At 66.6% G+C, this 18,580-nt stretch carries 17 protein-coding genes; 8 read left to right on the top strand and 9 right to left on the bottom strand.

The features are described from left to right. Positions 1-2 precede the first annotated feature (2 nt). A complete protein-coding gene (locus ACLJPD_RS05265; RefSeq protein ID WP_410870582.1) occupies positions 3-1,100 on the bottom strand; it encodes a BMP family lipoprotein in 1,098 nt (365 codons plus the stop codon). A gap of 166 nt (positions 1,101-1,266) precedes the next feature. On the opposite strand from ACLJPD_RS05265, the gene ACLJPD_RS05260 reads away from it, so the two are divergent. Beyond that, on the top strand, positions 1,267-3,318 hold the full coding sequence (locus tag ACLJPD_RS05260) for a thioredoxin domain-containing protein (protein WP_410870581.1): 2,052 nt from the start codon (positions 1,267-1,269) through the stop codon (positions 3,316-3,318). Between the two features lie 13 nt (positions 3,319-3,331). Here ACLJPD_RS05260 and ACLJPD_RS05255 read toward each other — a convergent pair whose 3' ends face one another. Further along, entirely contained in the window at positions 3,332-4,813 is a 1,482-nt protein-coding gene (locus tag ACLJPD_RS05255; protein ID WP_410870580.1) for an adenylate/guanylate cyclase domain-containing protein, read from the bottom strand. A 115-nt stretch (positions 4,814-4,928) separates the two neighbouring features. Further along, positions 4,929-5,594: a PAQR family membrane homeostasis protein TrhA gene (trhA, locus tag ACLJPD_RS05250; RefSeq protein WP_410870579.1), complete on the bottom strand. Its 666-nt coding sequence runs from the start codon at positions 5,592-5,594 to the stop codon at positions 4,929-4,931. A gap of 239 nt (positions 5,595-5,833) precedes the next feature. On the opposite strand from trhA, the gene ACLJPD_RS05245 reads away from it, so the two are divergent. The 3 genes from ACLJPD_RS05245 to ACLJPD_RS05235 all read left to right on the top strand — a co-directional run bounded on the left by ACLJPD_RS05245 (position 5,834) and on the right by ACLJPD_RS05235 (position 8,408). After that, on the top strand, positions 5,834-6,613 hold the full coding sequence (locus ACLJPD_RS05245; protein ID WP_410870578.1) for an isoprenyl transferase: 780 nt from the start codon (positions 5,834-5,836) through the stop codon (positions 6,611-6,613). Positions 6,614-6,642: 29 nt separating this feature from the next. Continuing rightward, the gene (locus tag ACLJPD_RS05240; protein WP_410870577.1) at positions 6,643-7,209 is read left to right on the top strand and encodes a hypothetical protein; all 567 of its coding nucleotides are present in this window, start codon (positions 6,643-6,645) and stop codon (positions 7,207-7,209) included. 83 nt (positions 7,210-7,292) lie between these two features. After that, a complete protein-coding gene (locus ACLJPD_RS05235; protein ID WP_410870576.1) occupies positions 7,293-8,408 on the top strand; it encodes a hypothetical protein in 1,116 nt (371 codons plus the stop codon). A 20-nt stretch (positions 8,409-8,428) separates the two neighbouring features. Here the strand turns inward: ACLJPD_RS05235 and coaA are convergent, their stop codons facing one another. Then, complete coding sequence (gene coaA / locus ACLJPD_RS05230) at positions 8,429-9,361, bottom strand: type I pantothenate kinase (protein ID WP_410870575.1); 933 nt, start codon at positions 9,359-9,361, stop codon at positions 8,429-8,431. 199 nt (positions 9,362-9,560) lie between these two features. Between coaA and ACLJPD_RS05225 the strand changes: the two genes are divergently transcribed. The 4 genes from ACLJPD_RS05225 (at position 9,561) to ACLJPD_RS05210 (ending at position 13,911) form a co-directional block, all read left to right on the top strand. After that, complete coding sequence (locus ACLJPD_RS05225) at positions 9,561-10,772, top strand: DUF885 domain-containing protein (RefSeq protein WP_410870574.1); 1,212 nt, start codon at positions 9,561-9,563, stop codon at positions 10,770-10,772. A gap of 111 nt (positions 10,773-10,883) precedes the next feature. Further along, entirely contained in the window at positions 10,884-12,179 is a 1,296-nt protein-coding gene (gene glyA / locus ACLJPD_RS05220) for a serine hydroxymethyltransferase (RefSeq protein WP_410870573.1), read from the top strand. 217 nt (positions 12,180-12,396) lie between these two features. Next, on the top strand, positions 12,397-12,609 hold the full coding sequence (locus ACLJPD_RS05215; protein ID WP_410870572.1) for a hypothetical protein: 213 nt from the start codon (positions 12,397-12,399) through the stop codon (positions 12,607-12,609). 3 nt (positions 12,610-12,612) lie between these two features. After that, positions 12,613-13,911: a hypothetical protein gene (locus ACLJPD_RS05210; RefSeq protein ID WP_410870571.1), complete on the top strand. Its 1,299-nt coding sequence runs from the start codon at positions 12,613-12,615 to the stop codon at positions 13,909-13,911. Positions 13,912-13,913: 2 nt separating this feature from the next. Here the strand turns inward: ACLJPD_RS05210 and ACLJPD_RS05205 are convergent, their stop codons facing one another. The 5 genes from ACLJPD_RS05205 to ACLJPD_RS05185 all read right to left on the bottom strand — a co-directional run bounded on the left by ACLJPD_RS05205 (position 13,914) and on the right by ACLJPD_RS05185 (position 18,425). Continuing rightward, positions 13,914-14,897: an LLM class F420-dependent oxidoreductase gene (locus tag ACLJPD_RS05205; RefSeq protein ID WP_410870570.1), complete on the bottom strand. Its 984-nt coding sequence runs from the start codon at positions 14,895-14,897 to the stop codon at positions 13,914-13,916. A 34-nt stretch (positions 14,898-14,931) separates the two neighbouring features. Continuing rightward, complete coding sequence (locus ACLJPD_RS05200) at positions 14,932-16,224, bottom strand: hypothetical protein (protein WP_410870569.1); 1,293 nt, start codon at positions 16,222-16,224, stop codon at positions 14,932-14,934. Further along, positions 16,221-16,826, bottom strand: coding sequence for a hypothetical protein (locus ACLJPD_RS05195; RefSeq protein ID WP_410870568.1), 606 nt, complete (start codon positions 16,824-16,826; stop codon positions 16,221-16,223). Before ACLJPD_RS05195 ends, ACLJPD_RS05200 begins: the two co-directional genes overlap by 4 nt. Continuing rightward, a complete protein-coding gene (locus tag ACLJPD_RS05190) occupies positions 16,819-17,958 on the bottom strand; it encodes a hypothetical protein (protein ID WP_410870567.1) in 1,140 nt (379 codons plus the stop codon). The genes ACLJPD_RS05195 and ACLJPD_RS05190 overlap by 8 nt, the downstream gene beginning before the upstream one ends. Positions 17,959-18,110: 152 nt before the next feature. Next, entirely contained in the window at positions 18,111-18,425 is a 315-nt protein-coding gene (locus tag ACLJPD_RS05185) for a hypothetical protein (RefSeq protein ID WP_410870566.1), read from the bottom strand. Positions 18,426-18,580 lie beyond the last annotated feature (155 nt).

Raw genomic sequence — 18,580 nt, 5'->3', positions numbered from 1 at the left:
CGCTACTTCGGGGCGGCCGGGGAGGCAACCACCACGGTGCCCGCGACGATGTCGGCAGCCAGCTTGGTGAGTTCCTGCTTCAGTGTGTCGGCAACCTTGCTGTCGAAATCGTGGAACGGTGCCAGCGAGACGCCCTTGTTGTTCAGCGTGCCCACGTAGCGGCCGTCCTTGGCGCCCGCCGCGACGGCATTGTTGATCGCGACCTGGATCGCCGAGGAGATGTCCTTCATCGACGACGACAGCATGATCTGCTTGTACTCCGGAACCGCCTCGTAGCCATCGGAATCCACCCAGATCATGGTCGCGTTGCCCTTGTCCTTGATGGCCGAGGCGCCACCGAGGCCGACCGGGCCCGCGACCGGGTGCACCACGTCGGCGCCCTGGGCGAGGAAGTTCTCCGTGAGCGAGCGGCCCGCGCTCGTATCGTCGAAATTGCCGGTGAACGAACCCTTCTGGGCCTGGGTATCCCAGCCGAGAACCGCGGTGGTGGTGTTGTGCACCCTGTTGTACTCGGCCACCCCGGCGGCGAAGCCGTCCATGAAAATGGTGACCGCCGGAATCTGCATGCCACCCCAGGTGGCGACCTTTCCGGTCTTGGTGGTGCCCGCCGCCAAATAGCCTGCCAGGTAGGAAGACTGGGCCGCGTTGAACTCCATCGAGTACACATTCGGCAGGTCGACATGGGAGTCGACGATCGCGAATCGCTTGTCGGGATTCTCTTTGGCCACCGCGGTCACCGCGTCCGCCATCAGACCGCCGACGCCGATCACCAGGCCACACTTCTCGTCATCGGCCGAGGCGCGCAGGTTGGGTTCGTAGTCGGCGGTGCTGTTGGACTGCCGGTAGCTGCCGGAGATGGCGGCATTGGCGTCGACCGCGGCTTTCACCCCGCCCCAGCCGGATTCGTTGAACGACTTGTCGTCCACGCCGCCCGCATCGGTCACCATGCAGGCGCGGAAACCCGCGTCCGCGGAGCCGTAGGTGTTACCGGAGGCGGCGGCGTCCTTGCCTTCGGGCGGTGATCCGCAGGCGGGCAGCAGTGCGAGCGTGAGGGCAGCACCGCAGGCGACGGTGGCCCGCAGGGCGGTGGCAGTTCTCATTCGTCACATTTACCCGATTTCGGACCGGTGTGATCGGAAATGAAACATTCATTTACCTAATCGGCGCGCAGGGATAACCGCACAATATGAACAATATTCAGCCGGTGGTCGCCGGGAGGGCGGATAGGTCGTGCTGTGACTGTGGCCGGTGTGGGAGGCTGGCCATATGAACCGATTGGCCGGTGCGACTTCGCCCTATCTGCGTCAACACGCGGATAACCCCGTGCACTGGCGGGAATGGAGCGCTGAGGCGCTGGCCGAGGCGGCCGAGCGGAATGTGCCGGTACTGCTGTCGATCGGATACGCGTCCTGCCACTGGTGCCACGTGATGGCGCACGAGTCCTTCGAGGATCTCGCGACCGCCGAGCAGATGAACGCCGACTTCGTCTGCGTGAAGGTGGACCGGGAGGAGCGGCCCGATCTGGACGCGGTGTACATGAACGCCACCGTGGCCATGACCGGGCAGGGCGGCTGGCCCATGACGTGCTTTCTCGCGCCCGACGGCGCCCCGTTCTATTGCGGCACCTACTACCCGAAGGTGCCACGCGGCGGGATGCCGTCGTTCACGCAGTTGCTGAGCGCGGTGACCGAGACCTGGGTCAACCGGCGCGATGACGTGGACAAGGCCGCCCGCCAGGTGACCGAGGCACTCCAGGCACAGGCGGCGGGACTGCCCGACGCCGAATTCGCCCTTGTCCCTGAACTTCTCGACCAGGCTGTGCTGGCGATCGCCGCCGACGAGGACGCGACGCACGGCGGATTCGGTGGGGCACCGAAGTTTCCGCCGTCGGCACTGCTGGAAGCACTGCTGCGGCACTGGGAACGCACCGGTGACCAGGCGGTGTTCGATCTGGTCGAGCGCACGGCCGAGGCGATGGCGCGCGGCGGGATCTATGACCAGTTGCGTGGTGGGTTCGCGCGCTACTCGGTCGACGCGGGCTGGCTCGTTCCGCACTTCGAGAAGATGCTCTACGACAACGCGCTGTTGCTGCGTGCCTACGCCCACCTCTCGCGACGCACACCGGCGATGCCGCTGGAATCGTTGCCGCACAGGGTGACTCGGGAGACGGTCGAGTTCCTGCTCGGTGATCTCGGGACCGCGGATGGCGGGTTCGCGTCGGCGCTCGATGCCGACACCCACCTCGAACCGGGCGGACCCGGCGTCGAGGGCGCCACCTATGTGTGGACACCCGCCGAGCTGATCGGCGAACTCGGCCCCCTCGACGGCACGTGGGCCGCCGACGCGTTCGGTGTCACCACCGCGGGCAATTTCGAACAGGGCACCTCCGTGCTCACCCGGCACAGCGATCCCGTCGACGTCGAACAGTCCGCGCGCTTCGATCGGCTGCGTGCCCAGCTGTTCGAGGTCCGTACCAAACGCCCACAGCCCGCCCGTGACGCCAAGGTGGTCACCGCCTGGAACGGCATGGCCATCACCGCGCTCGCGGAATCCGGTGCGGCACTGGAGGAGCCGTCGTGGATCGCCGCGGCCGTGCGCTGCGCCCGCTACCTGCTCGAGGTCCACCTCGTCGACGGCCGACTGCGCCGCGCCTCCCTCGACGGTGTCGCGGGCGCCCCGCCCGGCGTGCTCGAGGACTACGCCTGGTTCGTCACCGGCCTGCTCGCCCTCTACCAGGCCACCGGCGAACCCGACTGGCTCGCCGCCGCACAGTTGTTGCTGGACAACACGATCCACCATTTCGCCGACCCCGAACGTCCCGGCAGCTGGTTCGACACCGCCGACGACGCCGAAACCCTGGTCGCCCGCCCGCGCGACCCCGTCGACGGTGCCACCCCGTCCGGCGCCTCCGCCCTGGCCGAAGCCCTCCTGACCGCCTCGGCGGTCGCCGACTCCGACCGTGCCATCCGCTACCGCGAACTCGCCGACCACACCCTCGCCCGCGGCGCGATCCTGCTCGCCCGCGCGCCCCGCACCGCGGGCAACTGGCTCTCCGTCGCCGAAGCCGCGGTCCGTGGCCCCTACCAGGTGGCGATCGCGGCCACCGAACAGTCAGCCGCCGCAATGGAACTGCTCGCCGCGGCCCGCGACGCCGCCCCCGGCGGCTCGATCATCCTCGCGGCCCCACCGAATACCGCGCCACTGCTCACCGACCGCCCACTGGTCGACGACGCCCCCGCCGCCTACGTCTGCCGAGGCTCGGTGTGCGACCTCCCGGTCACCGATCCCGCCGCCCTGACAGCAGCGCTTCGGCGGTGAGCGGCTCCCCGCGTCACTTACCCGGCGAGATGTCGGTCCAGGTCCGGGTTCGGCCAGGGATACCGCGCAGCCGTAAGTCCTTGTAGCGCTTCCACTTGGCTCGCTCGGCCGGGGTCGCTGCCTGCAGGATCGCATCGCTCACCAGCACCCGCCGTGGCGCTTCCTTCGCCACCGCGGTGAGCCGAGCGGCCGCGTTGACCGCATCGCCGATGACCGTGAATTCGAGGCGGGTGTCGGCGCCGACGTCGCCGGCGAACACCCGCCCGCGGGCCACCCCGATGCCGACGTCGAGTTCGCCGGTGGCGACGACTTCGTCGCGGATGCGGCGGGCGGCGCGCAGGGCGGGCGTGGCGTTGTCCTGCAGGGCAGAGGGCGCGCCGAAGATGCACAGCGCGGCGTCGCCCGCGAACTTGTTCACCAGGCCGCCGTTGTCCTCGGTGGCCGCGACGACGGTGGCGAGCAGCCGGTTGAGCTTGTGCACGAAATCCTCCGGCGCCATCTCCGCGGAGAGCTGCACCGAGCCGGTGACGTCGACGAACAGCGCCGAGACGATGCGCACATCGCCGGTGAGGTCGGTGCCGCCCGACAGTGCGCGTTCGGCCACGGTGGAGCCGACGTGCCTACCGAAGACGTCCTCGGTGTGCATCTGGTCGCGCAGGGTGGCGGCGAGTTCGTTCACGGAGTGTTCGAGCCGCCCGATCTCGCTCGCGCTGCCGACCGGCACCCGCACATCGAGTTCGCCACGGGTGATCCGGTCCAGCGCCCGGTACATCGTGCGCATCGGCGTGGCCACCGAGCGCGCGAGCAGCGCGGTGGCGAGGGCGCCGACACCGAGCGCGAGGATCGAGAACAGCCAGGCGGCACGCACCCGGTCGGATGCGGGTGTGGTCCGGTCGCTGAGGACGACGATGATGATCAGCCCCGGCAGCGCACTGGATACCGCCCAGGTGACGAGCACCCTGACCAGCACGGTCGAGCTGGGATGCACGGTCGGCCCGAGCACCGCGGCGATGATGGGCACGGCCGGTCGGATCAGGCGGTCCAGGATCAGATAGATCGCGCCCGCCGCTTCCAGCCCGCCGAGGGTGAAGCCGGCCAGCAACACGGTGACATTGTGATAGTCGGTGAACCGGTCGACCAGCCACACCGTCAGCACGACGCCCGGCGTCCACAGCACGAGCGCGCGCAGGGTGATCGCGGCGGGCAACCGGATCAGGATCCGCGCTTCCTCCGGCGTCGGTTTGCGGTTGTCGTCGAGCCAGCGCATATATCGGCGCCGGTCGTAGAGCGCGATCCCGATCCCGACGGAGAAGGCGAGTACCGGATAGATCAGGATCAGCGGCGCCGCATCGTGCCAATCGGTGCCGACCCGGCTGAACACCCCGCCCGCCCAGCTGACCAGGAAGATGGCCGTGACCCCGACCATATTGGCGGTGATGACCACCAGCGCGAGCCCCCAATAGGACTGCAGCGCCCACCGGACCAGCCGGTTCACCGCGCACGCCCGAACCCGGCGCCCGAGGACGCCCGGGCATCACGAGCTGCGCTGACGGGTGACACAACTGTCGAGCATAGAAGGCGCGCGGGTCCGCGCCGCGCGCACGCGCCGTTCAGCCGAGCACGACCAGCCAGATCGCGATGTAGTGACACAGCGCCGCCACGACGGTCATGGCGTGGAAGAACTCGTGATGCCCGAAGTCGGGCCACGGATTCGGCCACTTGGTGGCGTACAGAACGGCTCCCACGCTGTAGATCACCCCGCCAACGGCGAGCAGCACCAGCGGCGCCACCCCCACGTTGTGCAGCAGCTCGGGGATCACCGGCACGATCGCCCAGCCGAGCAGCAGGTACAGCGGCACCCCCACCCACGCGGGCGCGGTCGGCCACAACAGCTTCAGCGCGACCCCGGCGGCGGCCCCCGCCCACACCACGATCAGCAGGATCTGCCCGGTCCGCCCCGGCAACCCGAGCAGCGCGAACGGCGTGTAACTGCCCGCGATGAACAGAAAGATCATCGAATGATCGGCCCGTTTCATCCGCACCCGAGTCCGCACACTGGCCCAGGTGACCCGGTGATACACCGCACTCACCCCGAACAGCGCACACACCGAGACCCCGTAGAGCAGCGTCGACCACCCCGCGGTCAACGACGTGAGAAACCCGAACACCACCAGCACGGTCACCGCAACAGCGGCAACCCCCACCGCCCAGGTATGAATCCACCCACGAAAGCGCGGCTTGACCACTGCGGCGACATCGCCCAGCACGTCCTCCATGAAACCCTCCCGAGTAGTAACCTACGGTACCGTAGGTTGCGCCCCAACCGTACGTCAAACCCTCACCCCAACACCACAAACGTGCCCACAACCACACCCACCGATCTCGCAAGAACATGGGTAACTCCCCGGGCACGGGCTAACCCACCCCGCCCGAAAAGCTTGCCGCGTCGCCAACTCTCCCCGCACCTGAGTCCGGCCAAAATTCCCGGAGAGGCGGACCAGCGTAGGGTGCGGGCGTGGAGTTTCTCGGTCGGGTGCGTGGATTGCCGTACCGCATCTACGAAGCCAGGCTGTCGCAGCAGTTGGCTGACAAGCAGCACCCTCGCCACGTCGCCGTGATGTGCGACGGCAATCGCCGCTGGGCGCGCGAGAACGGGTTCACCGATGTCAGCCACGGCCATCGCGTCGGCGCGCTGAAGATCGCCGAGCTGGTCGGCTGGTGTTCGGACCAGGGCATCGAGATGGTCACCGTCTATCTGCTCTCCACCGAGAACCTGCGCCGCGATCCCGACGAGCTCGAGACGCTGTTCGAAGTCATCACCGATGTCGTCGAGGAACTGTCCGCGCCCGAGCAGAACTGGAGCGTGCGGATCGTCGGCTCGCTCGAGGGTTTCCCCGAACTGATCGCCAAACGCCTTCGGGTGGCCGCCGAGCGCACGAGTGGGCGCGACGGCGTGCACGTGAATGTCGCGGTGGGGTACGGCGGGCGCCAGGAGATCACCGACGCGGTGCGCTCGCTGATGCGGCAGGAGATCGCGTCGGGCGAATCGGGTGAGGATCTGGTGCAGTCGATTACGGTCGACGCGATCGGCCAGCACCTCTACACCTCCGGTCAGCCCGACCCGGATCTGGTGATCAGAACCTCTGGTGAGCAGCGACTTTCGGGTTTCCTGTTGTGGCAGAGCGCCTATTCGGAGATCTGGTTCACCGAGGCGTATTGGCCGGAGTTCCGGCGTGTCGACTTCCTGCGCGCACTACGGGATTACGCCGCGCGCCACCGTCGTTTCGGCGTGTGATGTCGTAGCGGTCGCGTACTCTGCGGTCAGTGGAACCCGAACAGCCTTCTTACATCAGCTATGAGGAATTCGGCAGGCGTTTCCTGGAATACGCCGTCTCCGAGCAACGCATCGCCGACGCGTTCGGCCAACTCACCGGAGCCGCTTTCGATTTCGGTCCGATCGGGGTGGGGCCGGGTCGCCTCGCCAAGGTCACCGCGCAGGTGCAGCTTGGCCAGCCGCGGATTCTGCGTTTCATCGACGCTTTCATCTCCTTCGAACTGACCATCCCGTTGCACGTGGATCTGGTCCTCGATCTCGCGGTCGACCGGTCGCGGTTCCGCGTCGACGGCACGGTGCATCTGCATCTCACCGCGCGCACCGCCGACCCGCTGCGGGTGGTGATCGATATCGCCGAGCCGCGTCCCGGTGATGTGCGGGTCAATGTCGCCAGCAACTCCAAGCGCGGTGAGTTGCTGCGGGTGCTGGCCAGTGTCGACCACGAGATCCGGCGGTTCGTCGCCCGGTATATCGCGCAGGAGATCCGCAAGCCCGAGATCGCGGCGGTCCGCAATATCGACGTGGCGACCAGGCTCGACGCGGCCTGGACGTTGTAGCCGAGTAAGCCCCTATCGACTGCGTCGCGCATTAGGCTGCTGCCCGAGACCGGGCCCGACGACACATTGCAGGGGTGTGAGCTGTGGGAATTGCGACGAAGGCGAGCGGATGGTGCGCGCGGATCGCGGTGGTCGGTGCGGTGCTGGCCGTCGCGGGTTGCGGTGGGGTCGACCAGCCGGCGCCGCCACGACTGACGCCCGCCGAGGAGCAAGCCGCGAAGGGCTCCGTGTTCGCCTATCGCACCGATGCCGAGCTGGCGGTGGTGCGTGGCACCGAAACCGTCCGTGCGCCGGGCAGTTTCGGGCACTCGTCGGCCGCGGTCACCTTCACCGAGGACGGGCAGTACGCGTTCGCGGTGGAGACCAGCAGCAAGACACTTGTCGCATTGGGTGTGCAGGACCGGTCGGTGACGCGCATTCCGTGTGAATGCACCGACGCGGTGGCGTTGCGTGGGTCGGTGGTCGGCTGGTGGCGCGAGCCGGGGCAGATCATGAGCATGGACCTGGCCGGTACCGAGCCGCCGGCGCCCGAGCGCGAGCTCGTCCTGCCGGATTCGCCGAGCCCGATGACCGGCGGCACGTGGGACGGCGCCAAGCTGGTGGCGGCCACCGACGAATACGTGCTGCTGGCCCGGGTCGAATCGCGCGGTCTGTGGTGGGAGAAGAGCCACCTCTACGCCATCGGCCCCGACGTCATCCTGCCGCTGGGTCGCGTGCCCGGCATCGACGCCGGACTCTCGGCCGCCGCCGGACCCGATGGACACACCTTCGTGGTGGCCGGTGCGACGGCGCGCAGCGCGACCTGCGGCAGCGGCAATGTGGCCACCATCGACGCCGCCACCAACGGCGTCCGCGCGTTGCCCACGCTGCCGGGCGAGTGCTCGGCGGCCTACAGTCCGCGCTGGAGCACCGACGGTTCGATCACGATCGCCACCCGCAAATGGGCCGACCTGCTCGGCGCGCCGAGCATGGTCGACCGGTTGCAGTCGGCGGCGCAGGGGTGGGCGCCGGTCGGGGAGTACCCGGTGGTCGACATGCTCCCGCGGGCGCAGGAGTCGATGATCGAGGTGGTCGCCGGTGAGCCCACCGATGCGCGCGGCACCCCGCACGGGGTGTTGGTGGTCCACAAGGGCGGCACCCGTGAGGAACTCGCGAAGCAGGTCATCTCGTTGGGCGCGCCGGTCACCGCGGCGAGCTAGGTCCCTCGTGCGCGAGACGATCAGAGTTTGCGCAACCGCAACCTGTTGATCGTGTGGTCGGAGTCCTTGCGCAGCACCAAGGTTGCGCGCGGCCGAGTGGGGAGGATGTTCTCCACCAGGTTGGGCCGGTTGGTGGAGTGCCAGATATCGCGCGCGGCCGCGGTGGCCTGCTCGTCACTGAATGAGGCGTAGTGGTGGAAGTGCGCGTCGGGGTCGGCGAAGCCGGTCTCACGCAGCGCGAGAAAGCGCTGCACATACCAGTTTTCGATATCCTCGATGCGGGCATCGACGTAGATGGAGAAGTCGAACAGGTCCGACACCATCAGTCGCGGACCGGTCTGCAGCACGTTCAGGCCCTCGACGATGAGAATGTCGGGCTGACGAACACAGTGCTTCTCGTCGGGCACGATGTCGTAGGACTTGTGCGAATACACCGGCGCGCAAACCTCTTCCGCGCCCGACTTCACCTCGGTCACGAATCGCAGCAGCTTGCGCCGGTCGTAACTTTCGGGAAATCCCTTGCGGTGCATGATGCCGCGACGGGTGAGTTCGGCTGTGGGATAGAGGAATCCGTCGGTCGTCACCAGGTCGACCCGTGGATGGTGATCCCAGCGCGCCAGTAGTGCCTGCAGCACACGCGCGGTGGTCGACTTGCCGACCGCCACACTGCCCGCGACACCGATCACGAACGGCACCTGCTTGTCGGGATGCTTCTCGCCGAGGAAGGTGGCGGTGGCGGCGAACAACCGCTGCCGCGCCGCGACCTGCAGATGGATCAACCTGGCCAGCGGCAGGTAGACCTCGGCGACCTCCTCGAGGTCGATCTGCTCGCCGAGACCGCGCAGGCCGGTCAGTTCGTCCTCGGTCAGGACCAGGGGAGTCGACTTGCGCAGGGTGCGCCACTGGCTTCGATCGAACTCCACATAGGGGCTCGGTTCACTCATCCGTGCCACCTACCCGACCCCCCGTCCGGGCGCATCCGCACAGCTTGGCTGCCCGTCTGGGGAGATCCGGGATAACTCTGACCGCATAGCGAGATTGTGCTCCGTGCTCGCCGCCCGCGCGCAACAGGGGGTTTGGCTACCGGTCGGTAACTAGCGACAATGCCGAGGTAAGGCGCCATTTTCTGATCGACCACGTAATGTCGGGCGGATGGGGCCACATCCACTTGTCACTGAATACCTGCGCCTCGGTTTGGCTTTCGATCGCCTCGAAGAGGGCTTCGTCGATGCCTATACCGGCGATCCGCAGCTGCGGCGCGATGTCGAGAACGCCGCCGTTCCCGAGCCCGCCGAGCTGGCCCGGCGCGCCGTCGACCTGCGCGCCGCCCTGCCCGATGCCGGGCTCTCCACCCAGCGCACCGAGTTCCTCGACGCCCACCTGGTCGCGATGGAGTGCTCGGCCCGCAAGTTCGCCGGCGAGCGGATCGGTTTCGTCGACGAGGTCCGCGCATACTTCGACGTCGACATCGCCCCCGGTGACCCCGACGACTACCTCGAAGCGCACCGGCAGATGGACGAAGTGCTCGGCGGCGACGGGCCGCTGGCCGAACGTGCCTCGGCCTACCGTCGCGGCGACGAGATCCCCCCGGAAAAGCTCGCCACCTGCGTCGAAGCGTTCTCCAGCGCGTTGCGCGAGCGGGTGCGCGACCGGTATCCGCTGCCCGACCACGAGCACGTCACCTACGAGGTCGTCGGCGACAAGCCGTGGTCCGGCTTCAACTACTACCTGGGCAATTTCGCCTCGACGGTCGCGATCAACTCCGATCTCAAACAGCACATGGGCAACCTGCCCGCGCTGATCGCGCACGAGGCCTACCCCGGCCATCACACCGAGCACTGCCGCAAGGAAGCCGGACTGGTCGCGGCGGGCGAGGACGAGCAGACGCTGTTCCTGGTCAACACCCCGCAGTGCCTGATGGCCGAGGGCCTCGCCGACCTGGCCCTGCAGTCGATCGTCGGACCCGGCTGGGGTGTGTGGGCTCAGGAGATCTACGCCGATCTGGGACTTCGTTTCGACGGTGAACGGGCCGAGCGCTTCTCGACCGCGTCGGCGAAATTGCTGAACGTGCGTCAGGACGCCGCGCTGCTGCTGCACGATCAGCATCGCAGCGAGGACGAGGTGGCCCTGTTCCTGCAGCGGTGGATCCTGGCGACGCCGGAACGAGCACGGCAGTCGTTGCGGTTTCTGTCCTCGCCGCTGTGGCGGGCCTACATCAGCACCTACGTCGAGGGCTATCGGTTGCTCGGCGGCTGGCTCGACGGTGCGGTGGACGCCCAGGATCGGGTGGAGCGGTTCGGTCGCCTGCTCGACGAGCCGCTGACACCGGGGGCGATCCGGCGGATGAGCGCGGTCACCGGCTGATCGCGAACCTGGTCAGGCGGCCTGTGACCCTGGTCTCTCGGGTGGCGGCTGCGACGGTGTTGCGGTATCCCCGTGCTCGGCTCGCACAGGGTCGGCAATAGACTCGCAGGCGTGACGCAGACGACCGCTTCGGTGAATACCCAGTCTCTCGGTGAGCTCGATCCCGAGTTGGCCGCCGCGATGGCGGGCGAGCTCGCCCGCGAACGCGACACCCTCGAGATGATCGCCTCGGAGAACTTCGTGCCGCGCGCGGTCCTGCAGGCGCAGGGCTCCGTCCTCACGAACAAGTACGCCGAGGGTTACCCGGGCCGCCGCTACTACGGTGGCTGCGAGGCCGTCGACGTGGTGGAGACGCTGGCTCGCGACCGCGCCAAGGAGCTGTTCGGCGCCGAGTTCGCCAATGTGCAGCCGCATTCCGGCGCGCAGGCCAACGCCGCGGTGCTGATGGCGCTGATGAACCCGGGCGAGACCCTGCTCGGCCTCGACCTCGCGCACGGCGGTCACCTCACCCACGGCATGCGCCTGAACTTCTCGGGCAAGCTCTACGACGTCCACTCCTACGGTGTGTCGAAGGAAGACCACCGCATCGACATGGACGAAGTGCGTGACATCGCGATGAAGGCCAGGCCGAAGGTGATCGTCGCAGGCTGGTCGGCCTACCCGCGCCACCAGGACTTCGCGCGCTTCCGCGAGATCGCCGACGAGGTCGGCGCCTACCTGTGGGTCGACATGGCGCACTTCGCCGGCCTGGTCGCCGCCGGTCTGCACCCCTCGCCCGTGCCGTACGCCGACGTGGTGTCCTCCACCGTGCACAAGACCCTCGGTGGCCCCCGCTCCGGCCTGATCCTGGCCAAGCAGGAGTTCGCCAAGAAGCTCAACTCCGCGGTGTTCCCCGGCCAGCAGGGCGGCCCGCTCATGCACGTGATCGCCGCCAAGGCCGCCGCCTTCAAGATCGCCGCCACCGAGGAGTTCGCCGACCGTCAGGTGCGCACCCTCTCGGGTTCGCGCATCCTCGCCGAGCGCCTCACCGGAGCCGACGTGAAGGACAAGGGCATCTCGGTGCTCACCGGCGGCACCGACGTGCACTTGGTCCTGGTCGACCTGCGTAACTCCGAGATCGACGGCCAGCAGGGCGAAGACCTCCTGCACGAGGTCGGCATCACCGTCAACCGCAACGCGGTCCCCTTCGACCCCCGTCCCCCGATGGTCACCTCGGGCCTGCGTATCGGCACCGCCGCCCTGGCCACCCGCGGCTTCGGCGACACCGAGTTCACCGAGGTAGCCGACATCATCGCCGCCACCCTCGCGGGCACCTCCGACACCGATACCCTGCGCGGCCGGGTCTCCCGCCTGGCCCAGAGCGTCCCGCTCTACCAGGGCCTCGAAGACTGGCGCCTGCTCGGCTGAGCCTGGCCCACACACGCGAATCGCCCTGGTCGACTCAGTCGACCAGGGCGATTCCGTCTGCGGTGACGGCGTGAACGCTGACATCGCGGAACGCGACGGATAAGACCCGATCATCGGGGCATCGCGGCGACAAGGGCGATAAGCTGCGATTGTCGGAACACACAAAGTTTTGACCAAATGTGTACGGGGCTATTGAAATACGGCATGGTCGGTGTGTATGGGATACCGCAAGGAGCTTGCGCGTGAGGTCGGCGGGGAGGTGCATGCTTTCGAGTTGCTCACCGAGGCCGAAGCCCGGGAGATGATCGAGTTGTTCCACACCGCGCGGGCCAACGAGGCGCGGGCATTGCGTCGCGCCATCGATGCCCTGCTCGCCGAGATGCCGAGCACACTGCGCACGATGGCGCGCAAGATCATTTTCGGCAGCTGAACGATGATCGAAACCGAACTGGAAGCCCAGACCCAGCTCGTAGTGCTCGCGCGCACGCTCGGGGTGCCGCCGCAACATCTCGCACCGCTGGCCCGTCTCGGCGCGGTGCACCTCTCGGCCATGCAACAGCAGATCCTGCAAGCGCTGCACGCCGAGAACGCGGAGATGTTCCAGCGGGTCAAGCCGATCGTCCCGATCATTCCGCTCGGTCTCCTGGTGAAACTGTTCGAACGAGTGATGCCGCCGCTACTCGCGGGGAGGTTTCTCGGAGCGGTCGGGAGCTACTATCCCGAGCGATGTGCGCAGGCGATGTGCACGGTCGACACCGTCTACGCCGCCGACAGCGCACGCTATCTCGACCCGAAGGTCTTCGAGCAGTTGATGCGGTACAGCAGGCCGGAGCCGATCACTCTCATCATCAACGAACTGCTGCGGCGCCGCGAATACGTGACGGCAGCCCGATTCCTCTCGGTGATCAACGAACCGCTGATCGCGGCCATGGAACAGACCGTTCTCGACGATGCGGGCCTGATCTTCACCGGCGCCTACGCCTACCCCGCGCACACACTGAGTCAGATCGTGCGGCAACTGCTGGTCGGCCCGCGTCAGCGGGTGCCGGGCATGCTGCAAACAGTGTTGGCCGGTCCGCCCAAGCTGCATCACGCGATGCTCGCGCTGTTCTGCAAGGTCGACCCCGACATCGCAGGCACCCTCGGCGACATCTTCTTCGGCCGCGGCACCGTGCACGAGGTCGGCCGATTCCTGCTCACCGCCGTCAACCGCAACGCGTCGCCCGCCCTGCTCACCGTCATCGGGCGACTCAATCCGGTTGCACTGTGGGCTCTTTCGACCAATCCGCAGTTCGCCGACACCGACGTACTCGGTGCCCTGGTCCGCTCGCTGGACGGCAAGGACGAAGCCGACCCGTGGCGCGGCCTGTTCGCCCTCTCCGCCCGGCTGAGCGAACCGGCCCGCCGCCACATCGCCGCCACCCTCGCCGAACTCGACGAAACCTCGGTGGCCGCGCTCCCCGCCCATGCCACCGACGCCACCTACTGGCCCGCCCTTCTGCAACTCCTCGCCGAATCCGAACCGGCCGCCCAATCCCGAGTCGCCACGATCTGGTCGCACCTACCTCCCGAATCGCAAGCGGGCATCGAACGCCACATCCACGAAAACCGCTACGACACCCGCCTGAGCCGCATCACCGACGCCCTCACCACCATCACCCCCGAGGAAGTCTTCTTCCGCCGCCGCCAGCAGATCCGCCAACGGGGAGAAGACCATTTCGCGTCGTGGTGAGCTCAGCTCACCAGCGGGCGAAGGGCGCGGCCGACCTGGTCGATGACGCCGGGTTCGTGGCCGTTGGCGATCAGGTTGATGATGAGGCCGTCGATGCCGTGGTCGAGGACGCGGGTTTGCAGCTGTTCGGCGACTTCGTCCGGGGTGCCTGCGAATTGGCGGTCGGCGACGGTGGCTCGGCGTTCGGCTTCGGTCATGGTCGACAGGTCGATACCGAGTCGGGACAGCATGTCGGACTGGGCTTTTCGGGCGCGGTCGCCGTCCTCGTCGACGATGGCCATGGCGAGGAAACTGGTTTCGAGGGTGTCGGCGTCGCGGCCTGCTTCCTCGCAACGCTGGTGCAGCGCATCGAGTTTGCGTGGCAGCTCGGAGGCGTTGCAGATGATGTTGAGGTGATCGGCGAAGCGGGCGGCCAGGCCGAAGGTCTTCTTCTCGCCGCCACCGCCGAGCAGAATCGGCAGGTCGTCGCGGATGCGAGGCTCGTTCATCGCATTCTCGGTGTGATACCACGTGCCGTCGAAGGTGGACCGCTGTCCGCGCAGCATCGGCGTGATGATCCGCAGCGCCTCGTCGAGCCGCTCGAACCGCTCGGTGAAGGTGCCGAACTCGAACCCGTACTGCTGATGCTCCAGCTCGAACCACCCCGCCCCGATCCCGAGCACCGCCCGCCCACCACTGACCACATCGAGCGTGGTGACGGTCTTGGCGAGCAGCGCCGGGTTCCGGTAGGTGTTGCCGGTGACCAAGGCCGACAACTGAATTCGCTCGGTCGCCGTAGCCAGCCCCGACAGCGCCGAGTAGGCCTCGAGCATCGGCTCCCCAGGCCCACCGATCAACGGCAACTGATAGAAGTGATCCATCACGAAGGCAGCGTCGAACCCAGCCCCTTCTGCCTCCCTGGCCTGCGCGATCACGGCGGGAAACAACTCCCGCACCGAGGCTGTGTTGCTGAAGTTGGGCATCTGATAACCGAGGCGAATGCTCATGCCGTCGACGATAGGACTTGGAGTGCACTCCAAGTCAAGAGTCGATGATGCCGTCGCGCACACCGCTCTGATACCCATCGGCGCTGAGTGGTCGATCGAAGTCGATTGCGGGACCCATCGGCGCAGGTGCGGCAGGGCCACTCCCATGAGAGTGATACGCGACGGCCGCCGCCATGTCACCGCGCCGCACTGCAGGCAAGAAGTACCGTTCTGGCCGCTCCGTGCACTCCAAAGTCACAAGGGTCCAGGCGAAAAGGTCATACACCCATACCCCGAGCAACCAGCGGAATCGTGGATAGCGACCGGTGTCGCGGTCGACGATCACCAGGTCGAAAAACAGCTTGCCTACGGTGGTGTGGGTAAAAGTTTGCAGCACAACGCGATCGATGAACGATACGGCCAAGAACGCAACGAAAACCACTCGCGGATCGACATCCGGACGGTTCCAGTCGGGCACGGTGCTGGTCACCGCGTCGATGACTAACGCAATGCCGATAGCGAGGCCCAGATGAATCGCGATATCGGCGAGGTAGGCAAGCGAACGGCGGAGCCTTCGTGGTGACGGATACCGCGTGTCGCCGAGCCCGCCGAAGTTGGGTGGGGGTTCAGGGGTGGGATAGTCCGGTGGGGGCACCGTCACCAGGTGGCCGTCGACTCGCTGCGCAGTGAATCCGTTTGCAGCGGAATGAAATTCGCTGGGCCTTAGTCCGTGATCGTTCGGGGGAGTCTCCTTGTGGGTGGTCGCCGGCGAACTCCGTGGGGTGTGATCCTGCGGGCCGGATCGCGCGAGGGTGGCTCGGACCTCGACAGCTGTCGGTGCAGATGCCCAGCAGTAGCGCAGATCCGCACCGCCCGGGCGCGAGAGAACCCCGCGGCGCAGCGGATCACCGGCGAACCAGACGTGGGTGGTCGATTCGTCGAAGAGTCGACCGCGCATCGCGGGCCAGGTGTTGAGCATGTGTGTCTGGACTTTTCGGCCTTGCTCGTCGATCAGTGTGACGTGCTCGTAGTTCCCACGCCGATACTGGATCCGCCAGTAGGTCCAGGGCTGGCGCAGTGCGCGTCGTCGTCGCTCGGCGATCCACACACCCACGGGTGCCATCGGCCCGAAACAGATCAACATCAGGAATGCCGCGGTCACCACGAACTGTTTTGTCGTGCGCCCGATCTGGCTACTCGGTTCCGGAGCGTTGAGCATGAACCAGATCAGCGGTACACAAGCGACAGTCGCGACGAGGAGCAGCCACCACCGCAAGGTGATCGAGATGAAGGCGGAACGTGTGGCAGGCAGGGTGTTTGCGGGTTGCTGTGATGGATATGCGGTCACGACAGGTCCAGGGTCGATGTCGCGGGAAATCTGAAGACGACAGAGCGCGCCATGTCGGCAATCATCTTGCGACACGCAATTCCCCGGTCGGCATCCGGCGTGGAGAATTCGATGGCGACCAGTGAATTCCCGTCGTCGGAGGGAACTACAGCTTGGAGCTGATATACGGCGGGAGTTGCTGGGTTTTCCCCGCACTGAGGTGGTAGCACGGAGCCGACCTTTTCGGTGAACAAGACAGGGTGGGTGTCCGTTTCAACCAGTGCGGAAAGCCCGAGAGTGTCGTCCGCGCTTCTGGATTGAACGAGGTCTGCCAGCACAAGGCGTGGATTGCGTGGACCGCCGACCGCATCGGTCACTGTGATGGTCAGGCAGGAATACAACGGGTCACCGTCTGGGAGCAGGTGAGCTCCGACGCCGCAATACCGCGTGCCATTCGCGACAAGAGACTCCAACAGAGTCGCGATCGCGGACACGAAGGACGCACTGTCGGGCCGCGCGCCCGCTCCTATTGTGTGGATGAGGTCGGTGTGCGCGGCTACATCACCCAGCGGGATCGCACTGTAGCCATCGGGAATCGCGACGCTGATCGGTTGGTCAGTCATTGCTGTACCACCCGCCGATCAAGTCGCCGGCTACCGTCATGCCGAGACCAGCTTTGGCGGCTCTGGATACCATCTCGATTCCGCCGACAGTGGTCCCCACGCTGGCCGCGTGCGTGCTCGCCTGACTGAAGTCCTGGAACACGCCCGCAGTCTGGACTCCCCAGGAACCAGAAGGGATTTTCGACCCCACCGAGTCCAATATCTTCGTTGCTATGCCGGGACTCTGCGCACCGTCGCCGAAGGCGGTCATGACCTGACTGAACTTTGACGCCGAGGCGGCGTCCGTCGCCAGATTCGCTGCTGAAACCGCGGTGTCAGCCTCTGAGAAGAACACTTTGGATCCTTTGATGACCCCACCTACACCGGGGAGCACCGAAAGGGTGTCGGTACCGACGGTTGTGCCCAACGTGGTGAGAGCTTCCTTGTTGAAGTCGAGGTTCGCGACGTCGCCGATCGCATCCCGAACTTCGGGGTTCAGCGCGTTCATTCCCAGTGCACCGAGTCCACTGACCAGCGCGACCGCACCGAAGGCGATGCTGATCGGTGGTGGTGTTACGAGCGCCAGCAGCCCAGTGATTGCCGACGTAGCAGCCAATGCGTCGTGGATTGTCTCCTGGTTCTCTGTGAACCAATCCCCGATGCTGTCCCAGATGCTCTTGTCCGGCTCGCTCGGCGCGAAGTTGGCGGCGGATTCCAGTTCGGCTGCTGCGGTGGCGGCTACCGAGTTGTGGGTGGTTTGGAGTTCTTTTGCTCGGGTGATGATCGCGTCGATCGCGCTCTGCGCAGTGGTCACCGCGGTTGCGGCGGTCGTCAGTTTGGTGGTGGCTGCGTCGAGGCGGGCTTGTGCTGCGGCGAGTTGGCTTGAGTCGGTGAAGGTTTGGTTGGCAAGGCCGAGATCTGGATTCGCTTTGGCCTGTTGGAGGGCGGTGACGGCCTGGGCGTGTGTGACTCGCGCGGCGGCGGCTTCTGTTTCGAGGCCTTTGGCTGTGTCCTGGAAGCTGACCAGGTTGCCGTGCCAGGTCCCGATCACGGTGGTGGCGCGCTCGAGTGAGTTCTTGGCGTGGGTCAGGTCGACGGCGAGATTCGCGTCGAAGCTTTCGCGAAAGGCGTTGCCCGCGTCGCCTTTCCACACGTCATCGTTGCTGTTGCGTAGGCGGTAGAGCAGGATGTTCGTCTCGGTGACCGCGTCGGAGGCGGTCTTGACCTTCGTGCCGAGTGCGGCGACCTCGGCTGCTGAGCCAGGGGCCGGGTTGAATCCGAGGTTCGGATAGGGGTTCGATGGGGTCATTTCGAGCCGTCGGTTCCGGCGCCGTACAGCTCGAGCAGATCGGCGATCTGGGTGTCGATCTTCTGGTAGGCGGTCAGGCATTGGGCGACGCCATCGGCGGTCACGCCGGCTGACTCGCCGATCCGTTCGATGCCGAACTGCCAGCGGCGTTGGAAGTTGTCGGCGGCGTCGTTGAGTGCTGCCGTACCGATGTCGGCGTTGCCGTCCTTGGCCATCGCTTTCATCGCGTCGGTCAGGACTTGTTCGGCGCTGCGCAATGACTGGACGGTCTTGCTGAGCACGTCGATGTCCACCTGTAGGAACCCGGTCATTTCCCCTCCTTCGTTGTCCGTTCATCGGGTTGGACGCACTGGGTGCCGGATCGGTTCCATCGTGGATGTGGATCACGGTGTGCAGCCCAACCATTGTGGGGCAGCGTCATTGGTGAGGAAGATCGGCCTGGCTCGGTCGGAGGGGCGCGCTGGCG

It is taken from the genome of Nocardia sp. A7 (assembly GCF_046549215.1).
Lineage (GTDB): Bacteria > Actinomycetota > Actinomycetes > Mycobacteriales > Mycobacteriaceae > Nocardia.
The sequence above is the reverse complement of the archived record's forward strand: the minus strand, read 5'-3'. Positions and strand labels throughout refer to the sequence as shown.